At 66.7% G+C, this 14,648-nt stretch carries 15 protein-coding genes and 1 pseudogene; 11 read left to right on the top strand and 5 right to left on the bottom strand.

Translation table 11 applies throughout. The features are described 5' to 3' along the window. Positions 1–23 precede the first annotated feature (23 nt). The 5 genes from ccmA to N2604_RS00805 all read left to right on the top strand — a co-directional run bounded on the left by ccmA (position 24) and on the right by N2604_RS00805 (position 3,229). Positions 24–626: a heme ABC exporter ATP-binding protein CcmA gene (gene ccmA / locus N2604_RS00785; protein ID WP_260376402.1), complete on the top strand. Its 603-nt coding sequence runs from the start codon at positions 24–26 to the stop codon at positions 624–626. A gap of 276 nt (positions 627–902) precedes the next feature. Continuing rightward, the gene (ccmB, locus tag N2604_RS00790; RefSeq protein WP_172789706.1) at positions 903–1,571 is read left to right on the top strand and encodes a heme exporter protein CcmB; all 669 of its coding nucleotides are present in this window, start codon (positions 903–905) and stop codon (positions 1,569–1,571) included. A gap of 91 nt (positions 1,572–1,662) precedes the next feature. Then, the gene (locus tag N2604_RS00795; protein WP_260373387.1) at positions 1,663–2,454 is read left to right on the top strand and encodes a heme ABC transporter permease; all 792 of its coding nucleotides are present in this window, start codon (positions 1,663–1,665) and stop codon (positions 2,452–2,454) included. Continuing rightward, positions 2,451–2,636 carry a heme exporter protein CcmD gene (gene ccmD, locus N2604_RS00800; protein WP_260373388.1) on the top strand — a complete coding sequence of 62 codons (186 nt, stop codon included), beginning with the start codon at positions 2,451–2,453 and terminating at the stop codon, positions 2,634–2,636. Before N2604_RS00795 ends, ccmD begins: the two co-directional genes overlap by 4 nt. Then, entirely contained in the window at positions 2,633–3,229 is a 597-nt protein-coding gene (locus tag N2604_RS00805) for a DsbE family thiol:disulfide interchange protein (protein WP_260373389.1), read from the top strand. Before ccmD ends, N2604_RS00805 begins: the two co-directional genes overlap by 4 nt. Before the next feature lie 138 nt (positions 3,230–3,367). Here N2604_RS00805 and N2604_RS00810 read toward each other — a convergent pair whose 3' ends face one another. Next, the gene (locus tag N2604_RS00810; protein ID WP_172789710.1) at positions 3,368–3,970 is read right to left on the bottom strand and encodes a septation protein A; all 603 of its coding nucleotides are present in this window, start codon (positions 3,968–3,970) and stop codon (positions 3,368–3,370) included. Positions 3,971–4,090: 120 nt separating this feature from the next. Then, positions 4,091–5,035, bottom strand: coding sequence for a signal recognition particle-docking protein FtsY (ftsY, locus tag N2604_RS00815; protein ID WP_260373390.1), 945 nt, complete (start codon positions 5,033–5,035; stop codon positions 4,091–4,093). 57 nt (positions 5,036–5,092) lie between these two features. Here ftsY and N2604_RS00820 point away from each other — a divergent pair, with 57 nt between their 5' ends. The 3 genes and pseudogenes from N2604_RS00820 (at position 5,093) to N2604_RS00830 (ending at position 7,375) form a co-directional block, all read left to right on the top strand. Further along, positions 5,093–5,764, top strand: a complete 672-nt coding sequence (locus N2604_RS00820; protein WP_260376403.1) for an RluA family pseudouridine synthase — start codon at positions 5,093–5,095, stop codon at positions 5,762–5,764. Then, positions 5,737–5,991: pseudogene (locus tag N2604_RS00825) on the top strand (RNA pseudouridine synthase); the annotation flags it as partial. The gene N2604_RS00820 and the pseudogene N2604_RS00825, both read left to right, overlap by 28 nt. A gap of 274 nt (positions 5,992–6,265) precedes the next feature. Further along, positions 6,266–7,375, top strand: a complete 1,110-nt coding sequence (locus N2604_RS00830; protein ID WP_260376404.1) for a DUF2336 domain-containing protein — start codon at positions 6,266–6,268, stop codon at positions 7,373–7,375. A 168-nt stretch (positions 7,376–7,543) separates the two neighbouring features. Here N2604_RS00830 and mtaB read toward each other — a convergent pair whose 3' ends face one another. Beyond that, the gene (gene mtaB / locus N2604_RS00835) at positions 7,544–8,797 is read right to left on the bottom strand and encodes a tRNA (N(6)-L-threonylcarbamoyladenosine(37)-C(2))-methylthiotransferase MtaB (protein ID WP_260373391.1); all 1,254 of its coding nucleotides are present in this window, start codon (positions 8,795–8,797) and stop codon (positions 7,544–7,546) included. Then, entirely contained in the window at positions 8,797–9,672 is an 876-nt protein-coding gene (dapF, locus tag N2604_RS00840; RefSeq protein ID WP_260373392.1) for a diaminopimelate epimerase, read from the bottom strand. Before dapF ends, mtaB begins: the two co-directional genes overlap by 1 nt. A gap of 247 nt (positions 9,673–9,919) precedes the next feature. On the opposite strand from dapF, the gene N2604_RS00845 reads away from it, so the two are divergent. After that, the gene (locus tag N2604_RS00845) at positions 9,920–10,663 is read left to right on the top strand and encodes a GyrI-like domain-containing protein (RefSeq protein WP_260373393.1); all 744 of its coding nucleotides are present in this window, start codon (positions 9,920–9,922) and stop codon (positions 10,661–10,663) included. A gap of 5 nt (positions 10,664–10,668) precedes the next feature. After that, positions 10,669–11,373, top strand: a complete 705-nt coding sequence (locus tag N2604_RS00850; RefSeq protein WP_260373394.1) for an SIMPL domain-containing protein — start codon at positions 10,669–10,671, stop codon at positions 11,371–11,373. 159 nt (positions 11,374–11,532) lie between these two features. Here the strand turns inward: N2604_RS00850 and N2604_RS00855 are convergent, their stop codons facing one another. Beyond that, on the bottom strand, positions 11,533–12,597 hold the full coding sequence (locus tag N2604_RS00855; protein ID WP_260373395.1) for an MBL fold metallo-hydrolase: 1,065 nt from the start codon (positions 12,595–12,597) through the stop codon (positions 11,533–11,535). 434 nt (positions 12,598–13,031) lie between these two features. Between N2604_RS00855 and ffh the strand changes: the two genes are divergently transcribed. Further along, positions 13,032–14,582 (top strand): signal recognition particle protein, encoded by a 1,551-nt coding sequence (gene ffh, locus N2604_RS00860; protein ID WP_260373396.1) that lies wholly within the window; start codon positions 13,032–13,034, stop codon positions 14,580–14,582. The last annotated feature ends 66 nt before the right edge of the window (positions 14,583–14,648 follow it).

Consider the following 14,648-nt stretch of genomic DNA (forward strand, 5'->3'; position numbering starts at 1 on the left):
TGAGCGGATTGAATCAAGGCGACATGCGGCTGTGGGGTCACGGGCTCAGATGCGTGCGCGGCGGACGCGAGGTGTTCGCCGGGCTCGATTTCGCGGCCAGTTCGGGCGAGGCCGTCGCGGTCGTCGGCCGCAATGGATCGGGCAAGACCTCGCTGCTGCGGCTGATCGCGGGCCTGCTCGTTCCCGCCGGCGGGACGATCGCGCTGGACGGGGGCGATGGCGAGCTGACCCTGGCGGAGCAGTGCCACTATCTCGGCCATCGCGATGCCCTGAAGCCGGCGCTGAGCGTTGCCGAAAACCTGACGTTTTGGGCTGATTTTCTCGGCGGCGAGCGTTTTGATGCGGCTGAAAGCCTCGCCAAGGTCGGCCTCGCCCATGCCACCCATCTGCCCGCCGGATTCCTGTCCGCAGGGCAGCGCCGCCGGCTCTCGCTAGCCCGGCTGCTGACGGTCCGCCGCCCGGTCTGGCTCTTGGACGAGCCGACCAATGCGCTTGATGTAGCCGGTCAGGACATGTTCGCGGGCCTGATGCGCGAGCATCTGGCCGCCGGCTGCATGATCATCGCGGCGACGCATGCCCCGCTCGGCGTCGATTCGCGGGAGCTGCGGATCGGGGGTGCGGCGTGATTCCGGGGCACCCTCAGCTTTCCGAGCGGCTGGCCTTCGCTCTCTCAGTTCCCTCCCCCCTTGTGGGGGAGGGTCAGGGAGGGGGTGCCGCGCGACGCGGCCTCTCGGCTCTAGCCTTTCGGAAGCGGCCGCTCTGTTGCTGCAGACGCACCGAAAACGAGCATTTCGCCCGGGGCTACCCCCTTCCCCCGCCCTCCCCCACAAGGGGGGAGGGAGCGCAGTTTGCCCGTGGCGCGAGCCGGGCATGCAGGGGCGCGGCCTCGAAGGGAGCCCCCCATGACCGCCCTCGCCGCCCTCATCCGCCGGGACATCCGGATTGCGCTCCGCGTCGGCGGCGGAGCGCTGATCGGGGTCTTGTTCTTCCTGACTGTGGTGGTGCTGATGCCGTTCGCGGTCGGGCCGGATCTGGCGCTGCTGTCGCGGCTCGGACCCGCGATCCTCTGGCTCGGCGCGCTGCTGGCCAGCCTGCTGACCCTCGACCGGCTGTTCATGGCCGACCACGAGGACGGCTCGCTGGATCTGATCACGATGAGCCGGACACCGCTGGAACTCGCCTGCGCGGCCAAGGCGCTGGCGCATTGGCTGGCCGCCGGTCTGCCGCTGATTGTCGCAACCCCCGTGCTCGGCCTGTTGCTCAACCTCGACATGGTCGCCACGGCGGCGGTGGCGCTGACGCTGCTGGCGGGCACCCCGGCGCTGACCTTCACCGGCATGATCGGCGCGGCGCTGGCGGTGACGCTGCATCGCGGTGGGCTGTTGATGGCCGTCCTCGTGCTGCCGCTGTCGATTCCCGTGCTGATTTTCGGGGTTGCGGCCTCGCAGGCGGTGATCGTCGGCCCGATGACGTTCGGCGCGCCGTTCTCGATCCTGTGCGCGCTGTCCCTGGTCAGCCTCGTGATCGGCCCGTTCGCGGCGGCGGCGAGCCTGCGCCATGGGCTCGATTGAGATGGGCTCGGCCGACCTTGACCCCGATCAACTTTCGCCACGGACTTTCGTGCTGATTGCCTGAGCGGCCCCCGGTGATTATCAGGATACCATGACGCTGATCGACCTCGCCAACCCCACGCGGTTCCTCGCGCTGACAGCGCGGGTATTGCCGTGGCTGGCGGCCGCGACCGTGATCCTGCTCGCGATCGGCCTTTATCAATCCGCCTACGCGCCGGACGACTATCAGCAGGGCGCGACCGTCAAGATCATGTTCATCCACGTGCCCAATGCCTGGCTCTCGATGTTCGTGTGGGGCGTGATGAGCATCGCATCATTGGGCACGCTGGTGTGGCGGCATCCGCTCGCCGACGTCGCCGCCAAGGCCGCAGCTCCGATCGGCGCCGCCTTCACCTTCCTCGCGCTGCTCACGGGCTCGCTATGGGGCCGGCCGATGTGGGGCACCTATTGGGAATGGGACGCGCGGCTGACCTCGGTGCTGATCCTGTTCCTGATGTATCTCGGCCTGATGGCGCTGTGGCGCGCGGTCGACGATCCCTCGCGCGCGGCGCGCGCGGCCGCGGTGCTGACGCTGGTCGGCGCGATCAACCTGCCGATCATCAAGTTCTCGGTCGACTGGTGGAACACCCTGCACCAGCCCGCCTCGGTGATGCGCATGGGCGGCTCGGCGCTGGACAAATCGTTCCTGATTCCGCTGCTGGTGATGGCGATCGCCTTCACGCTGCTGTTCGTCACGCTGCACCTAGCCGCGATGCGCAACGAGATTTTGCGCCGCCGTGTCCGCTCGCTGCAGATGATGCAGGCCAGTCGCATCGCGTTTTCGAGCGAAGCGGCCGCCGGTTCGCGTGAAGAAAACGCGTCAAAAGAAGCTGGGGCTGCATGACGATGTCGCTCGGTCCGTACGCGTCTTTCATCGTGACGTCTTACGCGGCTGCCGCCCTCGTGGTCGTGATCCTGATCGGCTGGGTCATGCTCGATTATCGCAGCCAGACGCAGCGCCTGCGCGAGCTGGAGCAGCGCGGCATCACCCGCCGATCAGGCCGCAGCGCGACGGAGCTGCGATGAGCGATCAACCTGCCTCCGCGCCGCCGCACCGCCGCACCTTCCTGATGGTGCTGCCGCTGATCGCCTTCATCGGCCTTGCGCTGCTGTTCTGGTTCCGGCTCGGCAGCGGCGACCCCTCGCGGATTCCCTCCGCGCTGATCGGCCGGCCCGCACCGCAGACCGTGCTGCCGCCGCTCGAGGGCTTGCAGGACAACGGCACCCAGGTGCCGGGGCTCGATCCCGCCGCGTTCAAGGGTAAGGTCAGCCTCGTCAACGTCTGGGCGTCCTGGTGCGTGCCGTGCCACGACGAAGCGCCGCTGTTGACCGAGCTCGCCAAGGACAAGCGCTTCCAGCTGGTCGGCATCAACTACAAGGACGCCGCCGACAATGCGCGCCGCTTCCTCGGCCGCTACGGCAACCCGTTCGGCCACGTCGGCGTCGACGCCAACGGCCGCGCCTCGATCGAATGGGGCGTCTACGGCGTGCCGGAGACCTTCGTCGTCGGGCGCGAGGGCACCATCGTCTACAAGCTGGTCGGTCCGATCACGCCGGACAATTTGCGGACGGTGCTGATGCCGGAGCTGGAGAAGGCGCTGAAGGCGGCGGGGTCTTAACACCGATCCGTGCCCCGGACGCAGCGCAACACCCCTTGGGTGATGCGCTGCAGAGCCGGGGCCCATGCCACCGCGACTGCGCTGCTGGAGAGAGCCTGGGTCCCGGCTCGCGCTTCGCGCGTCCGGGACACGAGACCATTACCCCTTGCTCACATCCCCCGCCTCGGCCTCGCTTCTCTCCAGCGAGACCGGCGCGAGATGATAGCGCTTGGTCAGCGGCATCTGGGCGATGGCGAAGATCATCGTGATCGGGGTGACGCCGAACACCTTGAAGTTCACCCAGAAATCCGTGCTCTGGGTGCGCCAGACGATCTCGTTCAGCACCGCCATGCCGGCGAAGAACAGCGCCCAGCGCAAGGTGAGGATGCGCCAGCCCTGCGGCGTCAGGTTGAACACCTGGTCGAACATCACGGCGATGAAGGAGCGACCGAACAGCAGGCCGCCGCCGAGGATCGCGGCGAACAGGCCGTAGATGATGGTCGGCTTGACCTTGATGAAGGTCTCATCGTGCAGCACCAGGGTCAGCGTGCCGAACACCAGCACGATCACGCCCGTCACGATCGCCATGATCGGGATGTGGCGCGTCACCATGTAGGAGGCCGCCATCGCCGCCACGATCGCAACCATGAAGGCGCCCGTGGCGGCGAACAGATTGAACTTCGCGTTGACGAAGAAGAACACGAGCAGCGGACCGAGCTCGGTCGCGAGCTTGAACAGCGGATGCGGCTGGGTCTTGTCCATTCTCTCTTCCGTCTCTCCCCTCCTTCGAGACGACCGCCTCGCGGTCTCCTCAGGATGAGGACCTCATGTGTGGCACAGCCTCATCCTGAGGAGCCGCGCAAGCGGCGCCTCGAACGATGACTATTCGATTCCGGCGATGGCGCGGGCGAAGTCGCGCGCGGTGAAGGGCGCGAGATCGTCGACGCCTTCGCCGACGCCGATGAAGTGCACCGGCAGCTTGAACTTCTCCGCGAGCGCCACCAGGATGCCGCCGCGCGCGGTGCCGTCGAGCTTGGTCATCACGAGGCCGGTGACCCCGGCGGTGCGATGGAAGGCCTCGACCTGCGAGAGCGCGTTCTGGCCGACGGTCGCGTCCAGCACCAGCAGCACGGCATGCGGCGCCGTGTCGTCCACCTTGCGGATCACGCGCACGACCTTCTCGAGCTCGTTCATCAGCTCGGCCTTGTTCTGCAAACGGCCGGCGGTGTCGATCAGCAGCACGTCGATGGCCTGCTCCTTCGCCGCGGTGAGCGCGTTGAAGGCAAGGCTCGCCGAATCCGAGCCCTGGGCGCCCGCGATGACGGGCGTCTTCGTCCGCTCGCCCCAGACCTTGAGCTGCTCGATGGCGGCGGCGCGAAACGTGTCGCCGGCGGCCAGCATCACCTTGCGGCCTTCGGATGCGAATTTCTGCGACAGCTTTCCGATGGTCGTGGTCTTGCCGGAGCCGTTGACGCCGACGACGAGAATGACGAACGGCTTCTTGGCCGTATCGATCACGAGCGGTTTTGCCACCGGCGACAGCACCTTCTCGACCTCGGTCGCGACGACGTCCTTGACCTCGTCCGCCGAGATCGCCTTGTCGTAACGTCCGGCGCCGACGGCATCGGCAATGCGCACCGCGACTGACGTGCCGAGGTCGGCGCGCAGCAGCACGTCCTCGATGTCGTCGAGCATGGCGCGGTCGAGCTTGCGCTTGGTGACGAGGTCGGCGACCGCGGTCCCGAGCGAGGACGAGGTGCGCTTCAGCCCGTTGGACAGGCGGCGCCACCAGCTCAGCTTGGGGGGATCTGACGTGGTATCGTTCATGCTGGCGTGTTAGCCGTTCCGGCCCGCAAACGAAAGCCTTGACCGAAAGTCTTGCAATTGCTCGATGTTCCCCAATTGACCGCCGATGAGATCCTGGCCCGCGTGCTCCATCGCGACGGGCTGATGCTGGTCATCGACAAGCCCGCCGGCCTACCGGTGCATCGCGGCCCCAAGGGGGGGGCCAATCTGGAGGATTCCTTCGACGCGCTGCGTTTCGGCCTGCCGCGATCGCCGGTGCTGGCCCACCGGCTGGACAAGGACACCTCGGGCTGCCTCGTGCTCGGCCGCCACCGCAAGGCGACGGCATCGCTGGGCTTGTTGTTCAAGCACGGCAAGATCGGCAAGACCTACTGGACCGTGGTCGAAGGCGGCCCTGCCGAAGATGAGGGCAGCATCGACATGCCGCTTGGCCGGCTCAATGCCGAACGCGGCTGGTGGCAGAAGCCGGATCCCGAAGGCCAGAAGGCCATCACCAACTGGAAAGTGTTGGGCCGCTGTTACGCATCCTCATCCGAAGGTGCGTCTGCTCTTGTTACCTCCCCCTTGTGGGGAGGTCGAGCGCGAAGCGCTCGGGAGGGGGTAAGCTCAGACGGCGGTGCCCGTGGCTACCCCCTCCCCCACCCTCCCCCACAGGGGGGGAGGGAGCGCAGACGACTCGCGGTGGCGAGGGTGCATCTATCGAAGCCCATCACCGCGTGCTCTTCACCTGGCTTGCCATGGAACCGGTGACCGGGCGGACCCATCAATTGCGCGTGCATGCGGCCGCGAGCGGCTGGCCGATCTTCGGCGATAACATTTACGGCAACGGCCCGCGCTTCGGCGAGCCGCGCCTGCACCTGCATTCGCGCGAGATCGTGGTGCCGATCTCCCGGAACAAGGAGCCGGTCCGCGTGGTGGCGCCGGCCCCGCCGCATATGCATGAGAAGCTCCGGGCCTGCGGGTGGAAGGGGGAATAAACCTCTCCCGCTTGCGGGAGAGGTCGGCGCGTCCCGGGCGATGCGAAGCATCGTCCCGCGCGCCGGGTGAGGGCTCTGCCTCTTGGGGATTGTCCCGTTGTGGAGATAACCCTCTCCCCGACCCTCTCCCGCAAGCGGGAGAGGGAGCACACCACCGCAGCGGCGGCACCTCGTTCCCAACGGCCCATGGTTTACGAAACGTTCAGTGCTCGTCTCTAATGATAACGTTTGCTTAGAAAAAGCTTCCGTAACCGCTCAGGACGAGCCGCGCGTGATGACCAAGGCCGGGCTATCGATCATCGACGAGGTCGAATCCGCACTTCGGATCGGCTCGCCGGAAAAGGGCCTGGCGACGGCGCGGCGCGTCACCGAGCTGTTCCTCTCCTCCGCCGGCAATTTCGACGACGAGCAGATCGCGCTGTTCGACGACGTGCTCGAGCGCCTGATCGGCACCATCGAGCTGCGCGCCATCGCCGACGTGGCAGCGCGGGTTGCGCTGGCCGAGATCAGCGCGCAGCTGGCGCCGATCGCACAGGCGCCGCCGTCGGTGATCCGCCGCCTCGCCAACAACGACGAGATCCGCATCGCCGGCCCCGTGCTGCAGGAATCGGCGCGGCTCGACGACGGCGAGCTGGTGAAGATCGCATCAAGCAAGGGTGAGCCGCATCTGCTCGCGGTCGCCGGCCGCTGGTGGCTGAAGGAGATCGTCACCGACGCGCTGCTGGCGCGCCGCTATCCCAGCGTCAGCCGGCGGCTGGCTGCCAATCCCGGCGCGCGCGTCTCCGGAAACGGATTTGCCCTCATTGTCGGCCAGGCCGAAAGCGATCCGGAGCTCGCGGTCAGCGTCGGCGTCCGCGTCGATCTGCCGTCGGAGCTGCGCCGCCAATTGCTGCGTTCGGCGACGGACGCCGTGCGCACCCGCCTGCTGTCGCGCGCGCCGCCGCATCTGTTCGAGGAAATCCAGAGCGCGATCGCCGCCATCACCATCGGCGTCGAGCGCGAAATGTCCGCGGTGCGCGATTTCGAGGGCGCCAAGCGCGCCATTGCCGGCCTCAAGGCTACCGGCCAGCTCCATGAAGCGACATTGCTCGGCTTCGCCAGACAACGGCGCTATGAGGAGACGGTGGCGGCCCTGGCGGCGTTATCGGGATCGACGGTCGAGGTGATTCGTCCGCTGATGCAGAGTCTCCGCGAGGACGGCCTGCTGGTGCCGTGCAAGGCCGCGCAGCTCAGCTGGGAGACGACCATGGCCGTGCTCGAATGCCGTTTCGCGACAGGCGCGATGAAGCCGGCGGACATCGCCAGGGCGCAGGGGCATTATGCAAGAATGACGGCGGAGAACGCAAAGCGGACGCTGCGATTCTGGCAGGTAAGGGCGTTGTAGTTTTCCCTCTCCCCTTGTGGGAGAGGGTGGCTCGCCGCGGTAGCGGCGAGACGGGTGAGGGGTCTCTCTCGGCGAGAGAAACTCTCATTCGAATTTGTGGAGAGAGACCCCTCATCCGGCGCTTCGCGCCACCTTCTCCCGCAAGGGGAGAAGGAAGAGAGCAGCGGCTTATGTGGTGAGTCGCTCGCCATCAACGCCGGCAATCAGTCGCGGCACGATGCTTCCCACCCGCTCGCCCGCAATCGCCACCGGCAGATAGTGCTCCGTGCGGCCCTGCCCGTCGCTCTCGATCAGCACCTCGCGCATCGCGCCGATCTCGGCTTGCAGGCGCTGCAGCAACGCCGCTTCGCCGGCCGCCCGCAGCCGCTTCGCGCGCGCCTTGATCTCAGGCCCCGCCACCTGCGGCATCCGCGCGGCGGGCGTGCCGGGCCGCGGGGAATAGGGAAAGACATGCAGGAAGGTCAGGCCGCATTGCTCGACGAGGTCCAGCGAGCGCGAGAACATTTGCTCGGTCTCGGTCGGGAAGCCCGCGATGATGTCGGCGCCGAAGACGATATCGGGGCGCAGGCGACGCACCTGCGCGCAGAAGCGAAGCGCATCCTGCCGCGAATGCCGCCGCTTCATGCGCTTCAGGATCAGGTCGTCGCCTGACTGCAGCGACAGATGCAGATGCGGCATCAGCCGCGCATCCTCAGCGATGGCGTCGAGCAGGTCGTCATCCGCCTCGATCGAATCGATCGAGGAGATGCGCAGGCGCTTGAGCTCGGGCACATGGCGCAGGATCTGCTTGGTCAGCATGCCGAGCTTGGGCGCACCGGGAAGGTCCGCACCATAGCTGGTGAGATCGACCCCGGTCAGCACGATCTCGGCATGGCCGCGCTCGGCCAGGGTGCGCACCTGATCGACCACCGCGCCCATCGGCACCGAGCGCGAATTGCCGCGGCCGAACGGGATGATGCAGAAGGTGCAGCGATGGTCACAGCCGTTCTGCACCTGCACGAACACGCGCGGCAGGCCGCTCGCATAGCCGTCGACGAGATGCGGCGCCATCTCCGTCACCGCCATGATATCGCTGACAGCGATCTTCTCGTCGGCATCGATGTCGAAAGCATCGCGCGCCTTCCGCCACGCTTCGCCGCGCATCTTGTCGTCATTGCCGACGACACGATCGACCTCGGCCATGTCGGCGAACATCGCAGCCTGCGTCTGCGCCGCGCAGCCGGTGACCACGATGCGCGCCTCGGGGCGCTCGCGCTTCAACTTGCGGATCGACTGGCGCGCCTGCGCCACCGCCTCGTTGGTGACGGCGCAGCTGTTGATGACGATTGTGTCGGAGAGCCCTGCGGCTTCCGCTTTGCTGCGAATTACCTCGGCCTCGAAGGCATTGAGGCGGCAGCCGAAGGTGACGATGTCGACGGCCATCAGGCGGCCGGCGCGAACAGCGCCGGATCGAAGGTGCCCTCATATTCGAAGGTCGCCGTGCCCGTCATCAGCACGTGATCGTCGCGCTCGCGCCATTCGATGCCGAGCTTGCCGCCGGGCAATGTGATCTCGACCTTGCGCTCGGCACGCTTCAGCCGCGCGGCGGCAACGGCCGTGGCACAGGCCGCCGACCCGCAGGCCTTGGTCAGGCCGGCACCGCGCTCCCAGGTGCGGATCGTGATGTGCTCGCGATCGACGATATGAGCGAGCGTGATATTGGCGCGCTCGGGGAAGATCGGATGGTTTTCCAAGAGCGGACCGAAGCGGCCGAGATCGTAGGCGTTGACGTCCTCGACCCAGAACACGGCGTGCGGATTGCCCATGCTCACCACTGAGGGCGAATGCAGGATCGGATTGTCGATCGGCCCGATCTGCAATTCGATGTAGCGGGTATCGCGAAACTCTTCCGCCAGAGGAATGTCCTGCCAGCCGAACTTCGGTGCGCCCATATCCACTGTGTAGAGGTCGGGCGCCGGACCCTGCCAGGCATTGAGGAGGCCGGCGGCGGTCTCGAAGGTCGCACTGGTCTGCCCGGTCTTCTCGAAGATGCGGCGCACGACGCAGCGCATGCCGTTGCCGCAGGCACCTGCCTCCGAGCCGTCATTGTTGTAGATGCTGATGAAGGCCTCGGTGCCGTCGAGCCGCGGCCTCGAGAGCACCATGAGCTGGTCGTAAGCCACACCGCCGTTCGCGGACGCCACGGCGCGGGCGTCGTCCGGCGTGACCTTGGCCGCCGAATCGCGCAAGTCGACAACGACGATCTCGTTGCCGATGCCGTTCATCTTGGCAAATGCGTGGTTGGCCAGCGCGCTCATGAAAATTCCCGAATTTCGCCTGCCTTATATGGCGATCCTTGTCGGCTTGGCCAGTGATTTGCCGCCCCGGGCCGGGACATCGGCCAAGGTGCCTGCCATGACGCATCTGTCATGGGACGAATTCGGCGCTCGCGTGTTAGAACGGCGCGGTTCGCGCGAACCGGGACGCGCGGTCGGGTTAAGGCCTTGGTGGGTAAGGCCTTGATGAATTGAGGCTCCGACGAAGCGGGGCCTCGGGGAGAATAAAATGAACACTTTTCGTCGTGTTGTGCTGGCCGCGCTGATCCCGGCGGCGGCCTTGTCGCTTGGGCTGTCGGGCGCCCTGGCGCAGACGCCGAGCCCCGCACCGGCGGCCTCCGCGAGCCCTTCACCCGCGCCATCGGCGGCACCCGCTCCGGCGGCGAGCCCGTCGCCGGCGGCCAGCGCCTCGCCGTCCCAGACGGCGACGCCTTCGCCCGCAGCCAGCGCTTCACCCGGCCCGACGGCCCCGCCCCCGGCGGCCGCCGCGACGCCCGCCCCGGTTCAGACCGCCGATCCCTTTGGCCTCGAGACCACGCTCGAGTCGAAGAAGGTCGTGATGGTCAAGGGCACCGCCAATTGGGACTCGGCCTTCGACACGCTGATCGACGCCTTCAAGGCGTTGAACACGCTGCTCGACAAGCAGGGCATCAAGCCATCAGGCAATTCGATGATCGTCTACACCTCGACCGACGACACCGGCTTCACCTTCCTTGCCGAGATCCCGGTCGAGCAGGACCCGAAGAATTTGTCCAAGGAGATGAGCATCGGCAAATCGCCTGAAGGCAAGGCGCTGAAATTCGTCCATCGCGGCTCCTACGACAACATGGACAACACCTATGAGGCGATCACCAATCACCTCGACGACAAGAGGCTGGAAGCCAAGGACACCTTCATCGAGGAGTACCTCACCGATCCCCTGAAGACGGCCGAGGACAAGCTCGTGATCAATGTTTTCGTGCCGCTGAAGTGAGACTGATGAAAAAGCCTGCCCTACTTGCCGCCGTCCTCGCCACCACGCTGCTCGCCGCGCCCGCGCGCGCCGAGGATTTTCCCTCCGCGATCTCGGTGAGCGGCGAAGCCTCCGTATCCGCGGCGCCCGATCTCGCGCAAATCGATGCCGGTGTCGCCAGCGACGCCAAGACGGCGAAGGAGGCTTCCGATGCCAACAACGCCGCGATGGGCAAGGTGCTGCTGGCGCTGAAGAGCGCAGGCATCGCCGAGAAGGACTACCAGACCTCGCGGCTGTCGCTGCAGCCGCAATACGGCCAGAACAAATCCACCGGCGCCTCGCCCGTAACAGGCTTCCGCGCGAGCAACCGCGTCACCGTGAAGATCCGCGACGTGACCAAGGTGGCCGGCATCATCGATACGCTGGTCAGCGCCGGCGCCAACGACATCGGCAATATCTCGTTCGAGGTGACGCAGGCCTCGAAGCTGCTGGATGATGCGCGCGAGCAGGCCGTGGCGGACGCGCGGCGCAAGGCGGAGATTTATGCGAAGGCTGCCGGCGTGACGCTGGGCGCGCCGCTCAGCGTCACCGAGGGCGGCGGCCCGGTGCCGCTGTTCAAGGGCCGCATGGCAGCGCCAATGGCTGCAGCCCCGCAGGCCGCGGTCGCGCCGGGCGAGGAGACGCTGACGGTGACGGTGAATGTGAGCTGGGCGATCAAGGCCAAGGAATAGGCCTCGTGTCCCGGACGCGCTGCAGCGTGAAACGCTGCTGCGCAGAGCCGGGACCCACAACATTGCACGGTACGATACGGCGAGATGGGCCCCGGCTCTGCAGCGCATCACTGACGTGCTGCGCTGCGTCCGGGGCACGAGCGGCGTGCGTGGCGAGACCTAGATCTCCACCACCTGCCCCGGCATCATCGCCACGAACCGCTCCTGCGGAATGTTCGCTGCATCGAGCGCTTCGACCAGCGCTTTGGCCGGTGCGTCGATCGCTTCGTCCGTCAGCTGGAACGTGCCGTGGTGATGCCCGAGCGCTTGCTCGGCGCCGCAATCGGCCAGCGCCTTCACCGCATCCTCCGGATTCATGTGCTGGTCGCGCATGAACCAGCGCGGCTCGTAGGCGCCGATGGGCAGGATTGCCAGGCGCAGCTTGCCGTGCTTCTCGGCGACGCGGCGGAAATGGCGGCCATCGCCGTAACCGGAATCGCAGACCACGTAGATCTTCCCGGCCGGCGTCTCCAAGACAAAGCTCGCCCATAGCGCCTTGTTGCGGTCGAACAGGCCGCGCGCGGTCCAGTGCCGGGTCGGCACCAGGTGCACCGCGACGCCTTCGCCGACCTCGACGCGGTCGTACCAGTCGAACGCCTCCACGTTGATCGTGGAATCCCAGCTGCGCATCGTGACGTCGTTGCCAAGCGGGGTGACCACGCGCGGGGCGAAATTCTTGGCAAGCCGCGACAGCGTCAGGATGTCGAGATGGTCGTAATGGCCGTGCGAGACCAGCACGACATCGATCTTCGGCAGCTTCTCGAAGGCGATGCCGGGGTCGTTGTGCCGCTTCGGCCCGGCGAAGGCGATCGGCGAGACCCGCTCCGACCAGACCGGATCGACCAGGATGTTGAGGCCGCCGGCCTGGATCAGCCAGCTGGCATGACCGACGAAGGAGAGCCGCACCTTGTCGCCATCGACACGCGCCGGCGGGGTGTCGGCATGGGGACTGGGCGCCCAATCCGGCCAGGTCGCGCGCCGCCGCTTGCCGCTGAACTGCCAGCGCAGCACCTCGCGCAGCGATTTCGGCGGCGCCCCGTCCGGATCGAAGAAGGTCAGGCCGTCGAAATGGTCGGAGACGGGGCCGTCATAGGTTTTCATGCTGGACATCCAGAGGGAGGGGACGCCGACCAGCGCACCAGCGCCGGCGAATAGTCCGAAAAGGCGGCGGCGGGTGACCGGCACGGGCGGGCTTCTAGGGATAGTCGAAATGGTAAGACATCACCGCCTATATGGGCGGGGCTGGCGGAAAAGGAACCTGCGACAAAAGGGTCATGTTTTCAGAACCTTGCCTTACAAGCGGCGAGCCGGCGCCCTAACTTTCCTTGACTTTTGAGCGGGAGCGGCGTTTAACCCCGCCACTTTCTCGGAAAGGTTTTCTTTTCGACCCGCCGACCGGCCTTGAGGCCGGAGGTCAACGCCCGACAGCGCTGTGCGCCCTCGGGCGCAAAGGTGTTTGGACTTACTTCTCCCTCGCCCCGCTCTTGCGGGGAGAGGGTCGGGGTGAGGGGCTCTCTCCGCGCAGGGTGCGCGTCGATGGTCCCGTACCCCCTCACCCGCCGCGAAGAGCGCGGCGACCTCTCCCCGCAGGCGAGGAGAGGTAAAAAAGGACAACGGCATTGTTCGACAATCTGTCGGAACGGCTTGGTGGCATTCTCGATCGTCTGACGGGGCGCGGTGCGCTGACCGAAAAGGACGTCGACGCCGCGATGCGCGAGGTGCGCCGCGCGCTGCTGGAGGCCGACGTCGCGCTCGAAGTGGTGCGCAGCTTCACCGAGCGCGTGCGCGAGCAGGCGATCGGGGCCACCGTCGTCAAGTCGGTTACCCCCGGCCAGATGGTGGTCAAGATCGTTCATGACGAGCTGATCAACACGCTCGGCAGCGAAGGCCAGACCATCGACGTCAACGCCGTGCCGCCGGTGCCGATCATGATGGTCGGCCTGCAGGGCTCCGGCAAGACCACCACCACCGCAAAGCTCGCCCGCCGCCTGGTCCAACGCGACAAGCGCAAGGTGCTGATGGCCTCGCTCGACGTCTATCGTCCGGCGGCGATGGAGCAGCTGGCCGTGCTCGGCCGCGACCTCGACATTCCCACTTTGCCAATCGTTGCCGGCCAGCAGCCGCCGCAAATTGCAAAACGCGCGCTGGAAGCCGGCAAGCTCGGCGGCTACGACATCGTGCTGCTCGACACCGCCGGCCGCACCACGCTCGACGAAGAGATGATGGCGGAGGCGGCCGCGATCAAAGCCGCGGCCAATCCGCATGAAGTGCTGCTGGTCGCGGACTCGCTCACGGGCCAGGACGCGGTGAACCTCGCGCGCTCGTTCGATCAGCGCGTCGGCCTCACCGGCATCGTGCTCACGCGAGTTGACGGCGACGGCCGCGGCGGCGCCGCGTTGTCGATGCGCGCAGTCACCGGCAAGCCGATCAAGCTGATCGGCACCGGCGAAAAGACCGATGCGCTGGAAGACTTCCACCCCGATCGTATCGCCGGCCGCATCCTCGGCATGGGCGACGTGGTCTCGCTGGTCGAGCGCGCCGCCGCCAACATCGACGCCGAGAAGGCCGCGCGCACCGCCGAGCGCATGCGCAAGGGTCAGTTCGACCTCAACGACATGCGCGAGCAGCTGCTGCAGATGGCCAATATGGGCGGCATCAGCGGGCTGATGGGCATGATGCCCGGCATCTCCAAGATGAAGAACCAGATCGCGGCGGCCGGGATCGACGACAAGATCCTGAAGCGCCAGGTCGCGATCATCGATTCCATGACGCGCGAGGAGCGCCGTCATCCGGACCTCTTGAAGGCCAGCCGCAAGAAGCGCATCGCGGCCGGCAGCGGCCAGACCGTCGAGCACGTCAACAAGCTTTTGAAGATGCACCGGAACATGGCCGATATGATGAAGGCCATGGGCTCGGGCAAGCGCGGCCCGCTCGCCGGCATCGCGCAGGCGATGGGCTTCGGCGGCGGCATGAAGATGCCCTCGCCGGAAGAGATGAAGGCGCTGCAGGAGAAGATGCAAGGCGCGGGCGGCGGACAAGGCCTGCCGAATCTGCCGAAGGATTTGCCGCCTGGTCTTCGCACCGGCCTGCCCAATCTTCCCGGACTAACCGGGCTGAGCGGCAAGCCGACGCTGCCGGGCCTCGGCGGTTTCCCCGGCAAGAAGAAATGAGGAATTCGTCGCGCGGGATGATCAGCATCTCGCGTGACGCGGAATACCAATCAACCGAACAAAACG

Source organism: Bradyrhizobium sp. CB1015, assembly GCF_025200925.1.
Lineage (GTDB): Bacteria > Pseudomonadota > Alphaproteobacteria > Rhizobiales > Xanthobacteraceae > Bradyrhizobium.